The sequence below is a fragment of the Alicyclobacillus kakegawensis NBRC 103104 genome (genome assembly GCF_001552655.1).
Taxonomy (GTDB): Bacteria; Bacillota; Bacilli; order Alicyclobacillales; family Alicyclobacillaceae; genus Alicyclobacillus_G; species Alicyclobacillus_G kakegawensis.
Window position 1 is genome coordinate 1 of sequence record NZ_BCRP01000019.1, and the last position, 13,732, is coordinate 13,732.

Below are 13,732 nucleotides of genomic sequence, written 5' to 3' on the forward strand. Positions count from 1 at the left end.
TTTTCCAGTTCCGCAGCCCATAACACCACATTGCCCTGTTGGAAGGAGCCCACTAGTGCCATCCCAGTGACTTTAGCTCCGGGGTCTAGTTTTATGCGAAGGGGCTGGACGCCACCACCTTCCCTCTCCGTCAGAATGATGGTGAAGGGATAACGGCGAAACACGGCCGCTTTGCTCTTCTTCAGAAGCTGTCTGGCCCGTGCTGGGTGACAGGGCATCAGCGGGTTTCGATGATTGTCCAGTACAAACACACGGTTTTGCTTACTCATGGCAGTTACCTGCCTTTCTCCCCGATTGGGGGTCACGTTGGCCTCGCCCGGTTATCCCGGCTTGTCATGCCCGGCATACTGGCTTCCACCCCGTATGCCTGTTTAATGCCGGACGGCAGGGCCCGGAGCTGGCCTCGCACCCCAGGGTGCCATGACCGGGATAACGTCTGCATGAGGGGCTGTTCCCTCTCATGCGGGCTGGTCAACCCCAGGCTTGCTCATCGCAAGCCCCCGGCTTTGCCGTGGGGTGGTTGACACAAACTCGACTAGATCCTCGCTCGACATAAACCGACCGAAACTATTTTCTCTCATGGCACATTATGCTATACTTCTCAATGACCAGCCAGCGCAGGACACATGCGCCGACACTACTCTTGACGTAGTGTATTGGGCGTAGTGTATCTATAGAGACAAATCTCGCGCATCTGGTTGGTCAGATGCGCTTTTATTTTTCGCCAGTAGCCCAATAGAAAGGAGGACCGTCGAACAGGGCGTGGTTGGGCAAAAAGAAAAGACCCTCAGGTTGGCCGCCGGAGGGGTCTTACGGGTTCTCGGTATGAATCTCGCAAAAAGAGATTATCATACCGGCTAGTTAAAGTCAACCACTTTCCGCTGTTCGATGAACCTATGGAGCATGACAAGCTCGAAGCCATCTGGGGGCATCGACTGCTTGACGAGGGATTCCTCGCTATCCCCAATATCATCGTCCGCAATTACCGTCGCCTCGGAATTGAACATGGCGAGTTCGGTTTCATTTGCGCCGTCCTCACATACAAACACGACGGTCGAGATCCTTACCCGAGCCAGGAGACATTAGCCGAACACCTTCAGTGTAGTACACGTCAGATCCGCAAATGGGCAGATAGCCTCGAAAAGAAAGGTCTACTTCTCATCGGTCAGCGTCGCAATCGGCAGAGCAAACAATTCGGGAACGTCGTCTACAACTTTCGACCTCTCATCGAGGCCGCATTGAAGCTCGTCGGCGAAAAGCCACTGCCAGCCTCCAAGGAAGACTGGGACGTCGAGTATCGACAGCCGGTGGAACCTGAAGTTCCAGCGGAACCTCAGATACCGATGGAACTTCAAGTACCGACGGGTAATACCGGACTTCAAGTTCCACCGGTTCAGGAACTTGAAGTCCTCGAATTGGGACCTGAAGTTCCGCAGAATATATCATTTGAACAAACAAAAGAATATAACAAACCTGATCCTACTTTATTAACGGAACATCTATGCGAAAAACTCAGACAACAATTCTCATCTTCATCTTACGATACTTGGTTCCGTAATATACGCGTTGAGGGAATTTCAGATGGCATCCTCTTTGTGGAAACAGAACATGAGCTGGCTGCTACGTATTGTCAGCAACACTATGTAAACAAGTTTCTCGACATTCTTCACGAACTAGGCTATGAAGTCAGTCATGTGAAATTCTTTGTCCGGGACAGCTGATACTTACTGATGTAGATGTTTTCTCCCAGTAATAGTTGACGTTGGAAAACAGAGTATATTATGCTTCATTCAACAAATATAAAGGGAGACAAAAGATGAAGTCCACTGGATACGTTTATCGTGTTGACAACTTAGGTCGTATCGTTATTCCGGTCGAACTCCGAGAGGAGTTTCAAATTCACCACCGTGAGGATATAGAAATTTTCGTAAATCAGGAGGGGATTGTCCTCCAAAAGTACAAACCATCCTGCATCTTCTGCTCAAATGAAGAACATATGCGTGTCTACAAAGGGAAGCTCATTTGTGATGAGTATGTAGTGATCTCGGCTCGCTAATCCATACGTCATTGTATGCCGCATAATAAAAGTGCAGAAAACCGCAGCGTAAAATTGCAGAGTTAATCTGCGTTTTACGGGCGGAAAGTGAATAGGCACTTGCAACACCACTCTGCCAATTCTACCCTTGGGTTTGCCGAAGACCTAAGGGGGATGAGAGAGGATGTTGAAAGTGCCACAGCAACAGTATATCAAGTTTCTCTACGAGAATGAGGATTATTCGATCTCAGAGATCGCCAGGGCCATGGGAATCAATTGGCGGACAGCCAAGAAGTACGCCACCAGGGACGATTGGAATGAGCCCGTGCGCCGGCGCAGGAGGCGATATCCCGTTCTCGGTCCGTACCTTGACATCATCGATACCTGGTTGACTGTGGAGCAGGCGTTGCCCCGTAAACAGCGGTACACGGCGAAGCGAATCTTTGATCGCCTCTGATCGCCTCTGCGATGAGTATGGGTTTAAGGGCGGGCGGCGGACCGTTGAGGAATACGTGGCCAAGCGCCGGAAGGAACTCAAGCTGGAACGTGCCGAGAGCTATGAGCGGCTTGAACATCCCGGCGGCGAAGCGCAAGTGGATTTTGGCACGGCTTATGTTGGACAACCCGGCAAGCTCGTGGAGCGAAAGGTACTCACCATGTCTTTCCCGTTCAGCAGACCCTAAATAAAGTAGGTTACATACTTGAATAGGAAACCGATTTCCCGTATAATCCTTTTCAGAACGATGACAATAGACATCGAATAGAGGAGGTATGAAAGGAGCGATATGGGGGAAAAGCCGGTCAAACCAACGATTAGAGATATAGCCAAGAAAGCCAATGTGTCTGTTAGCACGGTGTCACGAGTTCTAAATGGTAGCAAACCGGTTTCCCCTGATCTTCGGGAGAAAGTGCTGTCTACCATCGAATCGTTGAAATATAGTCCAAACCCCATAGCCCGTGGTCTGGCCACCGGCAACCTGCCTTTTGTTGTTGTGATGATTCCGCAGTTCGATGAATTCTTTACCGAACTTGCAAGAGGTCTGGAGTTGGCATTACCAAAAGGAATTACTGTTTTTCTTGTCGATTCTACGAACGACATTACGGTGGAGAAGCAAATTTTCGAACTGGTGAGTGAGCTTAAGCCTGTAGGATTAGTGCTCGCAGCGGTCGCGAGAGAATGGAATTATCCAACTCCGGATTATCCGATGGTATTTGTAAACCGTCTGCCAAGTGGTGTTCTTGATAGATTTGATACGGTCGAAAGCGACAACTATGAAGGCGGGAAGCTTGCTGGCAGTTTCATTCGTGAATCCGGTCATGAACGTGTCGCAATCATCGCCGGCCCGAAAGGATATAGAACGAGTGACAATCGTGTGGATGGATTCATCAAAGGATTCCGCGCCGGTGGTAACAGGGACATCACTGTCTTCCGGACAGATTTGTCGTTTGAAAGCGGCTTATCTGTCGGGCAGGTGTTACTAGGAGCTAACACACGCTATACTGCGGCCTTCTGTGTCACGGATGCGATGGCCCTCGGTGTTATGGAAGCGTATTGGATGGCTGGGAAAGCGGTTCCTCGGGATATTAGCATCATTGGCTTTGACGACAGCTGGGCCGGACGATTAACGCCGGTGCAATTGACCACGGTGCAACAAAACCCACGACAAATTGGTAGAGAGGCTGCGGGATTGCTGTTGAGAAGATTGTCCAACTTCGAGGTAGAGCCAGCATCAATTTGTTTGCCCGTCACTCTCTTAAAACGGAAATCCGTCGGAAGATACCTATCGTGGTACGACGGTGCTAATGAAGGTGAGCGGTTATGAGTGAAATTGTCTTAAAAGGGATGGGTTGGAATCATATTAGGGCTATGGGTCCTGTATTGGCGGCATCTGAAGCATTTACCTCCAGCCATCCTTCTGTAACTTTAAGGTGGGATACTAGACCTTTGAGTGACTTTGAGTCCTACCCTGTTGAAGAACTTGCCAGACGTTACGACATCATTCTTTTCGATCATCCCTTTGTTGGTAGCATAGCCAAAGGCAGGTGGTTTCTGCCGCTAGATGAATGGATTTCCGAAGACGAGATGGAAGGTATTCGTAAAGGGTCGGTAGGACGGAGCTTTGAAAGCTATGCTTGGAATGGTCATCAATGGGGGCTTCCGGTTGATGCCGCATGCCAGGTGATGGCCTTTACGGGAGATGATTTAGATGAGGACTCAGGGCGGGAGTGGGTCACGAGTCTCCTGCAGAGGAGGTCTACTAGAGGTGAATATTTAGTCCCATTGCATCCGATTCATGTATGGTCGTTGTTTCTGGGCTTGGGGCATTACATTGAGGGGAACACATTCTGGCCATTGGGTGAGGCGATTTCGAGCCACAGTGGTGCTGAAGCCTATCATACGTTACGGTTCATTGTCAGACACGCTAGCCCCTTCTCACAGAGGAACGATCCAATAGGTATTCTCGACTACATAAGTTCGACCAAGGATTCTTGTTTTGTTCCTTGGATTTTTGGGTATTCCATCTACTCTCGCGAGGGGGTTGGCACGAATCGGGTGCATTTTCGTGATTTACCCATTCGGGCTCATGCCTTTTCTCCCGCCATCGTGGGCGGAGTCGGAATCGGGGTTTCGGCGCGAACAGCCGTGCCGCAGATAGCGGCCGAATTTGCCGCTTTTCTAGCGGGTGAAAAGTGCCAGACAGGAATGTACTGGAAGGCATTTGGACAGCCCGCTCATCGAGCGGCATGGATGAGTTCCGAATTGAATCTGTCTACGGATAACTTTTTTACAAAGACGTTACAGACGATGGAAACAGCCTTCATGAGGCCAAGATTCCCTGGATTTCCTTCGTTTCAAGAGACTGCTTCCAAGATACTGCTGACCGGATTGCAAGAAGGCAGGTCGGCGTCATCTGTCATTGAACACATGAATGAAGCGTTTTTTACGATGTGCGCTATATAATGCCTACGCTAATGCTCGTGTTGGATGTATTGCCATCGAAGGATACCAAATCGGTTGGAGATGTCAGTGATGAAAAAATATTATCAGGATTACGAGGTTGGGGAAACTCGTGAAACATATGGACGAACCATTACCGAGACTGACGTTGTCTTGCATGCAGGACAATCAGGAGATTTTTATCCGCATCATATGGATGCCGAATGGTGCAAAACCCAGGAGTTTGGCCAACGGATCGCGCATGGTACCTTAGTGTTTGCTGTCACGGTTGGTCTTGGTGCCAGTGAGATAAATTCAGTGGCATTCACGTACGGATACGACCGAATTCGTTTCATCAAACCGGTTTTTATCGGGGATACCTTGCATTCGCGTATAACCGTTATCGAGAAGCGTTCACATCCAAAACGTTCCTCCGCCGGCATTGTTGTAGAGCGAGTTGAGGCTATAAATCAACACGGGGTGACCGTTTTTGCCTGTGACCACTTACTGATGGTGGAAAAGAGAAACTAGCGGTCAAATAAAAGTGTAATAAAATTCCATGTAGATCTGGTGGAGCGTGAGTAATTCTTGCATCAAGAAGAGGTGACTTTGCGTGGGTGCGTTAAAAGGGTTAAGAATTTTAGACTTTACACAAATGAAGTTTGGGCCGTTTGCTACACAAATTCTCGGCGATGTGGGTGCCGATATCATTAAGGTCGAAAAACCGGGTGGAGAGTTTGAGAGAACACTGACCTATGAAGGCATGTTGCTGGGAGATACCAGTCCATTTTTCCTCAGTATGAATCGCAATAAGCGTAGCATCGTGCTTAATTTAAAGGACCACCGTGCACACGAAATTGTGAAACGTCTGGTAAGCACATGTGATGTTGTTGTCAGCAATTACAGGCCAGGGGTCATGCAGCGCCTTGGCTTGGATTACGAGTCGCTCAAAGCGATTAAACCAGACATTATCGTAATTGAGGCGAGTGGATGGGGAGCGGACGGACCTTACGTTGCGAGACCTGGGCAAGATTTATTGGTTCAGGCGGTATCGGGTGTAGCGGCAAACAGTGGCCTATTAAGTGGGCCTCCCATTCCAACATCGCTTTCCATTAGTGATACCTTTGGAGCACTCTATTTGGCCATCGCAATTCTTGTCGCTTACCAGCACAAGCAACGTACCGGTGAGGGTCAACTAGTGCAACTCAATCTTTTAGATGTGATGATAGCTGTTCAATGTGAAGAAGCGACTGCGTGGTTAAATATGGGCGGAGATTTTGAGAGACCCGCGGTAGCTCCGGGCAGCCCATGGGCGAGTGCTCCTTATGGAATCTATAGAGTTCGGGACGGATACATCGCACTGGCGATGAACAATCTATCCAAATTAGGTAAGATCCTTTCTATTGAAGAACTACATCAATTTGACACTCCGGACATTGCTTTTAAGGAACGGGATAAGATCGCACGCATTATTCAAGCCAATCTTGATAACAGAGACTTATCCGTCGTTGAAGAATTGCTCGCGCAAGATATTTGGTGTGCTCAAGTACAGTCACTTCCGCAGGCCTTGCACGATCCGCAAGTGATTCATAATGGAATGATTCAAGAAATTGATCATCCGGGATATGGAAGAATAAAGGTGATTGGACATCCGATTCACTATAGTAAGACGCCGGCTTCTCTTGGGTCAGGTGCTCCGAAGACGGGAGAACACACCGCAGAGATTTTAAAAGAATTAGGATTTGATTCGGAAAGTATCAAAGAACTGTTTAGTCAAGGGGTTATTTGCTGAGTTGTGACATTGTTACGATTGTGGGGTGAGTATGAGTTGGAAAAAAACGCATTTATCCAACTGGATAACGTTACCAAGGAATACCCTGGCGTTGTTGCCTTGAATAAAGTTTCCTTCACAATAACCCCGAATGATATACACGCGTTGGTGGGGGAAAACGGGGCTGGGAAATCAACAATAATTAAGATCCTTGGTGGATTGGAGCGTCCGTCCAGTGGAACGCTGAGAGTACGTGGGAAAGATTATAAATACCTAACTCCTAAGCTATCTCAGGAGTTGGGGATCGCGGTCATCCATCAAGAACTCATGATTTTGCCCGAACTCAGCGTAGCGGAAAATTTGTTTCTCGGTCAAGTGCCGAGATTTGTAAACTGGTCTTCAGTGTACGAACGGGCTCAGACTATTCTCAGACGCTTAGGTCTGGATGATATTAATCCGAAACAGCCGGCAGGGGAACTGACAGTGGCTCAACAGCAAATGATCGAAATTGCGCGAGCTGTGTCTAGAAACGCGAGTCTCTTGATTTTGGACGAGCCAACCTCATCTCTAACCGCTGTGGAAACGGAAGTTCTCCTTAGGCTCTTAGAGTCTCTCCGAGACGAAGGGACGTCGATCATTTATGTATCCCATCGCATGAAAGAAGTGTTTGACATATGTAATACAATCACGGTTCTTCGCGATGGGAACATGATTACCTCAAAATCAAAGGATGATATCAGCTCGGGTGAAGTTATCCAGTTGATGGTTGGACGGCCAGTAGAAAATTTTTATGTGCGCAATCAACCTGCGAGGCACGGTGAAGAATTGCTAGCGGTCAGAGATCTCACGCGAAGAGGGTATTTCTACAACGTTTCATTTTCTCTTAGAGCAGGTGAAATACTTGGGTTCTCAGGACTCATCGGTAGCGGGAGAACCGAAGTAATGAGAGCGGTTGTTGGTTTAGACAAATATACTTCCGGGGAAGTTGTATTTAATGGTAGTACATGGGACAAACCTACTGTGGCTCGAAGCATTAATGAAGGACTCATATATCTTCCTGAGGACAGAAAGAGCGAGGGGATGTTTACAAAACTAGATATAATTGATAATATTTGTTCTATTTTGTTACGTGAGGTTAGTTCTGTAGGAGTGATATCTCGAAAGAAAACTAGAAATTTGTCAGAAAACATTGTTGAAACATATAGTCTTCGGCTCGGCGGCTTGAAAACGAAGGGTGGTCAGTTAAGCGGAGGAACGCAGCAAAAGATTATACTGGCTCGTGCTCTGGCACTGCGTCCGAAAGTCTTAATCCTTGATGAGCCTACACGGGGGATTGACGTCGGGGCTAAACAGGAAATCTACAGATTGTTGAATCAACTAACAGAGATGGGAACGGGCATAATCCTCATTTCATCCGAGCTTCCCGAGGTTCTGGGATTAAGTGACCGTATTGTGGTCATGAGAGAAGGTTATGTTGTCGGTGAATTGGAGAGAAACCAAGCGACCGAACAATCCGTTATGGATTTGGCAATCGGGTATGCGGTTTAAGAATGGGGTGTGCAATGTGTCTCAAATTCAATCGAGTGAAAGCAAGTGGTGTCCGTTTGCAGTAACGGGTAAAGACCTAGCCAAGAATAACTTTATGCTAGCCATTCTGTTGGCCATGATTATAGTATTCAGTTTCATTCCTGGTTTCTTAACTTTTCACAACTTAGTTAACATCATGGCGCAGGGAGCCGTATTGTCGGTTGTGACTCTCGGCATGACCATTGCTCTTATAGCTGGCAAGTTTGATTTGTCGGTGGGTTCGATAATATCTCTGACGGGGGTACTTTCAATCGGACTACAATCTTTCATGGGGTTGCCTCTGAGTTTGTTAGTCACATTGCTGGTGGGACTTGCTGTCGGAGCAGTCAATGGGGTACTGATTGGCTTTTTGGGCGCTGACGCTCTCATTGTAACTTTAGGAATGCTCTCTGTGGTTGGGGCTGCAGCATTGTTGTACACCAATGGAGCGACTTTATCGGGTAATTCTCATGCATTTACATCTCTAACGCAAAGCAGTTGGGCTCACATCCCTACATTAGTAATTTATCCAATTATTCTGACCATACTTGCTCACTTGGTTCTTCGCCATACAGTGTTCGGACGAAAAATCTATTTTGTCGGGGACAATGCGAAAGCTTCTATATTGGTTGGGATAAAGCCTAGACGAGTCATTTTCACTGTATTTTTGATTTCAGCTTTATTAGCATCCATAGGCGGTATTTTATTAAGCTCATGGGTTAACAGCGCGTCACCTGTGGCGGGCGTTGGCTGGGAGTTAAATGCTTTGGCTGCGGCGGTTTTGGGGGGTACGAGCATGTTCGGTGCAGAGGGTCGAATGTCAAATGCCTTAGTTGGTGCGCTTATTTTCTCGGTCATCAGTAACGTGATTGTGCTTTTAAAGTTGCCCGTTGTCTATCAGGAAATCGTTGAAGGGATCATCATTGTGGTGGCAGTTGCCATCCGTCGGGGGCGAGTGAATTGACTTGGTTATTAAGTAGTTCGAAGAACAATCTTCAGGGAATCAAGAGGCATCTATCCTTGCCATTTCTTGTAGCGGTAGTTCTATACATTGTGGAGGTAATTTTTATCCCGCATTTCTCTTCTGTGCGTAATATATCTCAAATAATGCTACAAATGAGTACTATTGGGATTATTACATTGGGAATGAGTTGTGTAATGATTGGTGGAGGTTATGATCTATCTGTCGGTTCCGTGATGGGACTAAGCGGTGTCATTACCGTGATGCTTGAATCTCATGGCCTTGTTTTGGCCATTTGTGTAGGGATTATTGCAAGTATTATTGTAGGCGCTATCAATGGTGTAGTCGTTACCTATTTCAAAGTGAGTCCGCTCATTGCCACGTTAGGAACCATGACCGCTGTGTTTGGTGTCGATTTACTGCTGACCAATCAGACTTCGGTTATTGGTACGAACCTGGCTCTCACCAAACTGAATATCTCCATATCGCAAGTTCCCATTCAATTTATCATCTATTTAATTTGCATACTGTTTATGTGGTTCTTGTTCTCCCGAAGTCGTTTTGGTCGAAACTTATATGCCATCGGAGGGGATGAGCAGACAGCCCATGCGTTTGGAATACCCGTCATGCGAACAATCCTTCTTTCTTATACGATATCAGCTTTTATGGCTGGGATCAGCGGCATTTTAGTTGCTTCTCAGTTAAATACGGGTTCTCCACTGTCTGGACAAAATGATGAATTGACTGCGATTACAGCAGCTGTACTGGGTGGTATCAGTCTGACAGGCGGTTCTGGAAAAATCGCAGAGACCCTTTGGGGGGTCTTTATCCTCACAATCGTAGCAAACGGGTCTGATTTGCTCGGGATAAATGGCTATGTCCAACCTATTATTTCCGGGGTAGTGCTAATCATCGTAATTGTCACAGCGACTGCACTGAAGAAAGAAAATCGACCGATGAACTTGGAGTCGAAATCCGATGGCAGAGGCCATGTAGCGAGTGCATAGGAAGTCTGCTTGGAACCCTGTTAAGGAGGTGATAATGTTGAATCCCATATCATGAAAGGACAGTCTGACAAGTATACATTTTATTCCACAACGAGCTAATTAAGGAGGTATTAACCATGAAGAAACTTGCAATCATCTTGAGCAGTATGGTGGCAGTTTCCATCGCCCTCGTTAGCGGATGTGGTGCAACAACATCAGGCAATGATGCTGGTAATCAATCCACCTCTTCGTCTTCGAGTAATGCACATGCCACGAATAAGACGCCTGTCATCGGGGTAACTGTATCAAGTCTTTCCAATCCATATATCAAGCCCTATGCCACTGCTTTACAGAATGTAGCAAAGAAATACGGAGTAAAATTGATTATCTTGGATGGCCAGAATTCTGTTATAAGGCAAGCCAATGAGATTCAAGATCTAATTACCAAGGGTGTCGATGGGATTATCGTGAACCCGGTCGATCAAGAAGGGGTGATACCTGCTATTAAGGCTGCTCATAATGCCGGGATTCCGGTCGACACCGGGAATATGAATGTTGCAGCAGACGGTCTTCGATACATTAGCGCATTTACGGGACCTGACGATGTGACTCAAGCTGAACAGGCAGCTTCTCTAATGGTTAAGGCATTACACCAAAAGGGGCAGGTCGGTATCATTATCGGGATGCCCGGAGATTCTGCGAGCGTGAATCGATTGAAAGGTTTTAAAAAGGAATTCTCAAAATATCCGGGGATAAAGATTGTAGGTACAGCGATAGGTAATTGGCAAAAATCTGATTCGCTGACTGCTGCTCAAAATCTCTTGACTGCGCATCCCGGATTAAACGGGATCATCTGTGTTGACGATAACAGCGCGGCTGGCGCAATTGAAGCGCTTCAACAGAGTGGGAAAGCAGGTAAAGTAACTGTCGTCGGTATTGGCGATAACTCCACCGGCGCGGCTAATATCAAGGCGGGGCTGCAGTATGGTACGACGGATCAATCGCCCGTGACGGACGCAACATATGCGATTAAAGTGATGCTGGAGGTTATAAACCACCAGAGCCATAAAAAGTTAAATTATATACCGACACCTGTTGTTACAAAGGACAATATTGATAAGTATCCTCCGCAGTGGTAATTGACTCTTATGAAAGCGGACCCAGTCAAGAATCTGTCATTCTGCGATTCTCGCAAACAGCAACAGAAACAGCAGTTAAAATCTGAAAAAGAGTGAGGTCTCTCGTCTGTGTAAGCAGTCTTGACAAAATGGTGCGTCAATTCAAGGATCGGGCGTCCTACAAGTCCGGTAATGGAACTTACGATAATCACTTATGGGTCGATGGGAACCTCCCGATCAGTTGGTGAAATCAGGCCTTGCGGTACAAGTCGGACTGCTAGACTGCTTGGATGGGGAAGCTCCCATTGACTTCCCATCCTCCTGAGCAACTGTCTCACATGGATGGGGTTTGAGCGGCTCTGGAAATTCTCCGGCGTTGTTCCAGCAGTTTCGGATCTACTGGAAATTCAACAACGGAGAACTTCTCTTACCGTCATAGGAGCGAGGACGGAGCATTCTGAACGGAATTTCTTAGGGGTCGAGGGAGCATGGGGGTTGAAGTGTAAGACTTTTAGAGATGCATGCCAATGACGCGACGAGCCATTTCAGAGGTGCTTACAAGCGTGATGTGGCAGCGGTGCAAGGTGCACACCATCCGCAACGTCCACCCCCAGGGTGTCCAATGAAGCAGTACTCGATGATACCGCCCGTTATCCGGGCTATATTTGCCCAGCTCACTCAGGAAGGACCCCGGGGAGCAGTTGTGCCGTGGGCGAATGAACTCAAGGGCAATTTTTCAAAGGCTATGGAGGTACTGGAGAAGACGGCGGAGAACGTTGTCGAGCACCAGCGGCAACTCTGCTCGACGAATCCGATGGAGTGGTTGAATTGAGAGATGAGCCGGCGGTTGAATGTACTGGGCATATTCCCAAATTGAGACTCTGTACTCCGCTTGATGGGCCATCTTACAGGAACAACACGAAGAGTAGCTGGTAGCTCGTTGCTACTTCAGCATTGAGTCCATGGTGAAGCTGGAGTCGGAACCCATATCAGTATTGGCGACGGATTCTGTATCTTAAGTAGTAATATTAGATTGTCACACTCTGGGCAAACGGTGAATTTCCACCACTTGACGAGATGCTACTCAACATCGAGAGGTGACATTGCTATGAAATTGAGATTGTTGTCGCGTGCCTTCGATGGTTTTGAGAGAAGCTTCAATGAGCAAATCCGTACATTCAAAGAGTTGCATCAGGATGTTGAAATAGAAGTTGATTTTATAGAGATCTCCGAGTTGGAGAGACGAGTGGTGTATGGTGAAGATAGAAATGTTGACTACGATGTACTTCTAGCCAACACAGACTGGCTTCCTGCACTCGTACGCGATAGGAAAATACTGTGTCTTGATACTTATCTAAAAAACGTTCCAGAGCGCATCGGTTGGCCGAGTGGTTGGTCACCAAGCATGCTGTCCTTACAAACATTTGATGAAAAAACATTCGGTGTTCCGTACCATGATGGACCGCAACTGTTCATGTATCGAAAAGATCTTTTCTTCGATTCAAACGAACGAAAGAAATTCAAGGATGTGTACGGATATGACTTGTCCGTTCCCAAAACATGGTCGCAATTCGCTGACATTGCGAAATTCTTCACCAGACCGGAGCAGGGGTTATGGGGAACGCTACTGGCGGGCTTTCCGGACAGTCACAACATCGTGTATGATTTTTTAATTCAATTATGGAGTCGGGGTGGCGAATTTCTCCGTGATCGGAAAGCAGCATTCAATGATGAAGTCGGTCTGGAGGCATTGAAGTTCTATATAGATTTGGCAATCAATGACAAGGTTGTTCCACCAAACTTTCGCGATTTGGATAGTGTTGCTTCTGGAGAGTATTTCGCATCCGGCCATGTTGCGATGATGTGGAATTGGAGCGGGTTTGCGGCGGTAGCCGACTCACCAACATCAAAAGTGAAGGGCCAAGTGGCTTGTACACATATTCCCAGAGGTGACGGTCCACATGGAAAGCATGTGTCACTAAACGTCTACTGGGTTTTGACGATTCCGAGTTCGGCGCGCAATCCGGATGCATCCTGGCAGTTTATCCAACATTGTATGAGTCCTGAAATGGATAAAGTCACCTCCATGGCTGGAGGGAATGGGACGCGCTTGTCCACTTGGAGAGATAGCGAAGTTCAAGCTCAATATCCGTATTACAAAGTGATTGAAGATATTCACAAAGAAGTCAGGTCAACGCCGTCCATACCCGAATATCCGCTGCTTGCAGACATCCTAAACGACATGATGGTGCGGGCGTTAAATGGTCTTCCAGCTCAAGACTGCCTCAACTGGGCTGAGAATGAGATCAATCGTATTTTACAGACTAAGTAAAAGATATAAAATTCTTGATATCAGT

The 13,732-nt window shown here is 47.2% G+C and carries 15 protein-coding genes; 14 read left to right on the top strand and 1 reads right to left on the bottom strand.

From position 1 onward, the window contains the following. Window positions 1-269 (bottom strand): RRXRR domain-containing protein (locus AK2_RS12910; RefSeq protein ID WP_174521160.1); only part of this gene is annotated, 269 nt, incomplete at its 3' end. Between the two features lie 627 nt (window positions 270-896). On the opposite strand from AK2_RS12910, the gene AK2_RS16585 reads away from it, so the two are divergent. From AK2_RS16585 to AK2_RS12980, 14 genes are all read left to right on the top strand, one after another. Beyond that, window positions 897-1,721, top strand: coding sequence for a helix-turn-helix domain-containing protein (locus AK2_RS16585; protein WP_083521184.1), 825 nt, complete (start codon window positions 897-899; stop codon window positions 1,719-1,721). A gap of 95 nt (window positions 1,722-1,816) precedes the next feature. Then, on the top strand, window positions 1,817-2,056 hold the full coding sequence (locus tag AK2_RS17495; protein ID WP_067935101.1) for an AbrB/MazE/SpoVT family DNA-binding domain-containing protein: 240 nt from the start codon (window positions 1,817-1,819) through the stop codon (window positions 2,054-2,056). Between the two features lie 163 nt (window positions 2,057-2,219). Then, the gene (locus AK2_RS17500) at window positions 2,220-2,492 is read left to right on the top strand and encodes a terminase gpP N-terminus-related DNA-binding protein (protein ID WP_245632905.1); all 273 of its coding nucleotides are present in this window, start codon (window positions 2,220-2,222) and stop codon (window positions 2,490-2,492) included. A gap of 55 nt (window positions 2,493-2,547) precedes the next feature. Continuing rightward, window positions 2,548-2,718 (top strand): hypothetical protein, encoded by a 171-nt coding sequence (locus AK2_RS17505; RefSeq protein WP_245632906.1) that lies wholly within the window; start codon window positions 2,548-2,550, stop codon window positions 2,716-2,718. Between the two features lie 102 nt (window positions 2,719-2,820). Then, window positions 2,821-3,858: a LacI family DNA-binding transcriptional regulator gene (locus tag AK2_RS12935; protein WP_067935102.1), complete on the top strand. Its 1,038-nt coding sequence runs from the start codon at window positions 2,821-2,823 to the stop codon at window positions 3,856-3,858. Then, window positions 3,855-4,997, top strand: coding sequence for a type 2 periplasmic-binding domain-containing protein (locus AK2_RS12940; RefSeq protein ID WP_157076340.1), 1,143 nt, complete (start codon window positions 3,855-3,857; stop codon window positions 4,995-4,997). Before AK2_RS12935 ends, AK2_RS12940 begins: the two co-directional genes overlap by 4 nt. A 69-nt stretch (window positions 4,998-5,066) precedes the next feature. Next, entirely contained in the window at window positions 5,067-5,504 is a 438-nt protein-coding gene (locus AK2_RS12945; protein WP_067935105.1) for a MaoC/PaaZ C-terminal domain-containing protein, read from the top strand. 82 nt (window positions 5,505-5,586) lie between these two features. Beyond that, the gene (locus AK2_RS12950) at window positions 5,587-6,765 is read left to right on the top strand and encodes a CaiB/BaiF CoA transferase family protein (RefSeq protein WP_067935106.1); all 1,179 of its coding nucleotides are present in this window, start codon (window positions 5,587-5,589) and stop codon (window positions 6,763-6,765) included. A 36-nt stretch (window positions 6,766-6,801) separates the two neighbouring features. After that, window positions 6,802-8,292 (top strand): sugar ABC transporter ATP-binding protein, encoded by a 1,491-nt coding sequence (locus AK2_RS12955; protein ID WP_169794792.1) that lies wholly within the window; start codon window positions 6,802-6,804, stop codon window positions 8,290-8,292. A gap of 16 nt (window positions 8,293-8,308) precedes the next feature. After that, window positions 8,309-9,274 carry an ABC transporter permease gene (locus tag AK2_RS12960; RefSeq protein WP_067935108.1) on the top strand — a complete coding sequence of 322 codons (966 nt, stop codon included), beginning with the start codon at window positions 8,309-8,311 and terminating at the stop codon, window positions 9,272-9,274. A 56-nt stretch (window positions 9,275-9,330) separates the two neighbouring features. Next, window positions 9,331-10,278 carry an ABC transporter permease gene (locus tag AK2_RS12965; RefSeq protein ID WP_083521186.1) on the top strand — a complete coding sequence of 316 codons (948 nt, stop codon included), beginning with the start codon at window positions 9,331-9,333 and terminating at the stop codon, window positions 10,276-10,278. Between the two features lie 116 nt (window positions 10,279-10,394). After that, window positions 10,395-11,396: a sugar ABC transporter substrate-binding protein gene (locus tag AK2_RS12970; protein WP_067935114.1), complete on the top strand. Its 1,002-nt coding sequence runs from the start codon at window positions 10,395-10,397 to the stop codon at window positions 11,394-11,396. A 682-nt stretch (window positions 11,397-12,078) separates the two neighbouring features. Beyond that, window positions 12,079-12,207, top strand: a complete 129-nt coding sequence (locus AK2_RS17925) for a hypothetical protein (protein ID WP_439645104.1) — start codon at window positions 12,079-12,081, stop codon at window positions 12,205-12,207. A 276-nt stretch (window positions 12,208-12,483) separates the two neighbouring features. Further along, window positions 12,484-13,707 (top strand): ABC transporter substrate-binding protein, encoded by a 1,224-nt coding sequence (locus tag AK2_RS12980; RefSeq protein WP_067935121.1) that lies wholly within the window; start codon window positions 12,484-12,486, stop codon window positions 13,705-13,707. The last annotated feature ends 25 nt before the right edge of the window (window positions 13,708-13,732 follow it).

Bases quoted from the DNA above. Each gene is read 5' to 3' on its own strand.
- AK2_RS12940 (WP_157076340.1), top strand. From the start codon at position 3,855: ATGAGTGAAATTGTCTTAAAAGGGATGGGTTGGAATCATATTAGGGCT.
- AK2_RS16585 (WP_083521184.1), top strand. From the start codon at position 897: ATGGAGCATGACAAGCTCGAAGCCATCTGGGGGCATCGACTGCTTGAC.
- AK2_RS12935 (WP_067935102.1), top strand. From the start codon at position 2,821: ATGGGGGAAAAGCCGGTCAAACCAACGATTAGAGATATAGCCAAGAAA.
- AK2_RS12970 (WP_067935114.1), top strand. From the start codon at position 10,395: ATGAAGAAACTTGCAATCATCTTGAGCAGTATGGTGGCAGTTTCCATC.
- AK2_RS12980 (WP_067935121.1), top strand. From the start codon at position 12,484: ATGAAATTGAGATTGTTGTCGCGTGCCTTCGATGGTTTTGAGAGAAGC.
- AK2_RS17495 (WP_067935101.1), top strand. From the start codon at position 1,817: ATGAAGTCCACTGGATACGTTTATCGTGTTGACAACTTAGGTCGTATC.
- AK2_RS12945 (WP_067935105.1), top strand. From the start codon at position 5,067: ATGAAAAAATATTATCAGGATTACGAGGTTGGGGAAACTCGTGAAACA.
- AK2_RS17500 (WP_245632905.1), top strand. From the start codon at position 2,220: ATGTTGAAAGTGCCACAGCAACAGTATATCAAGTTTCTCTACGAGAAT.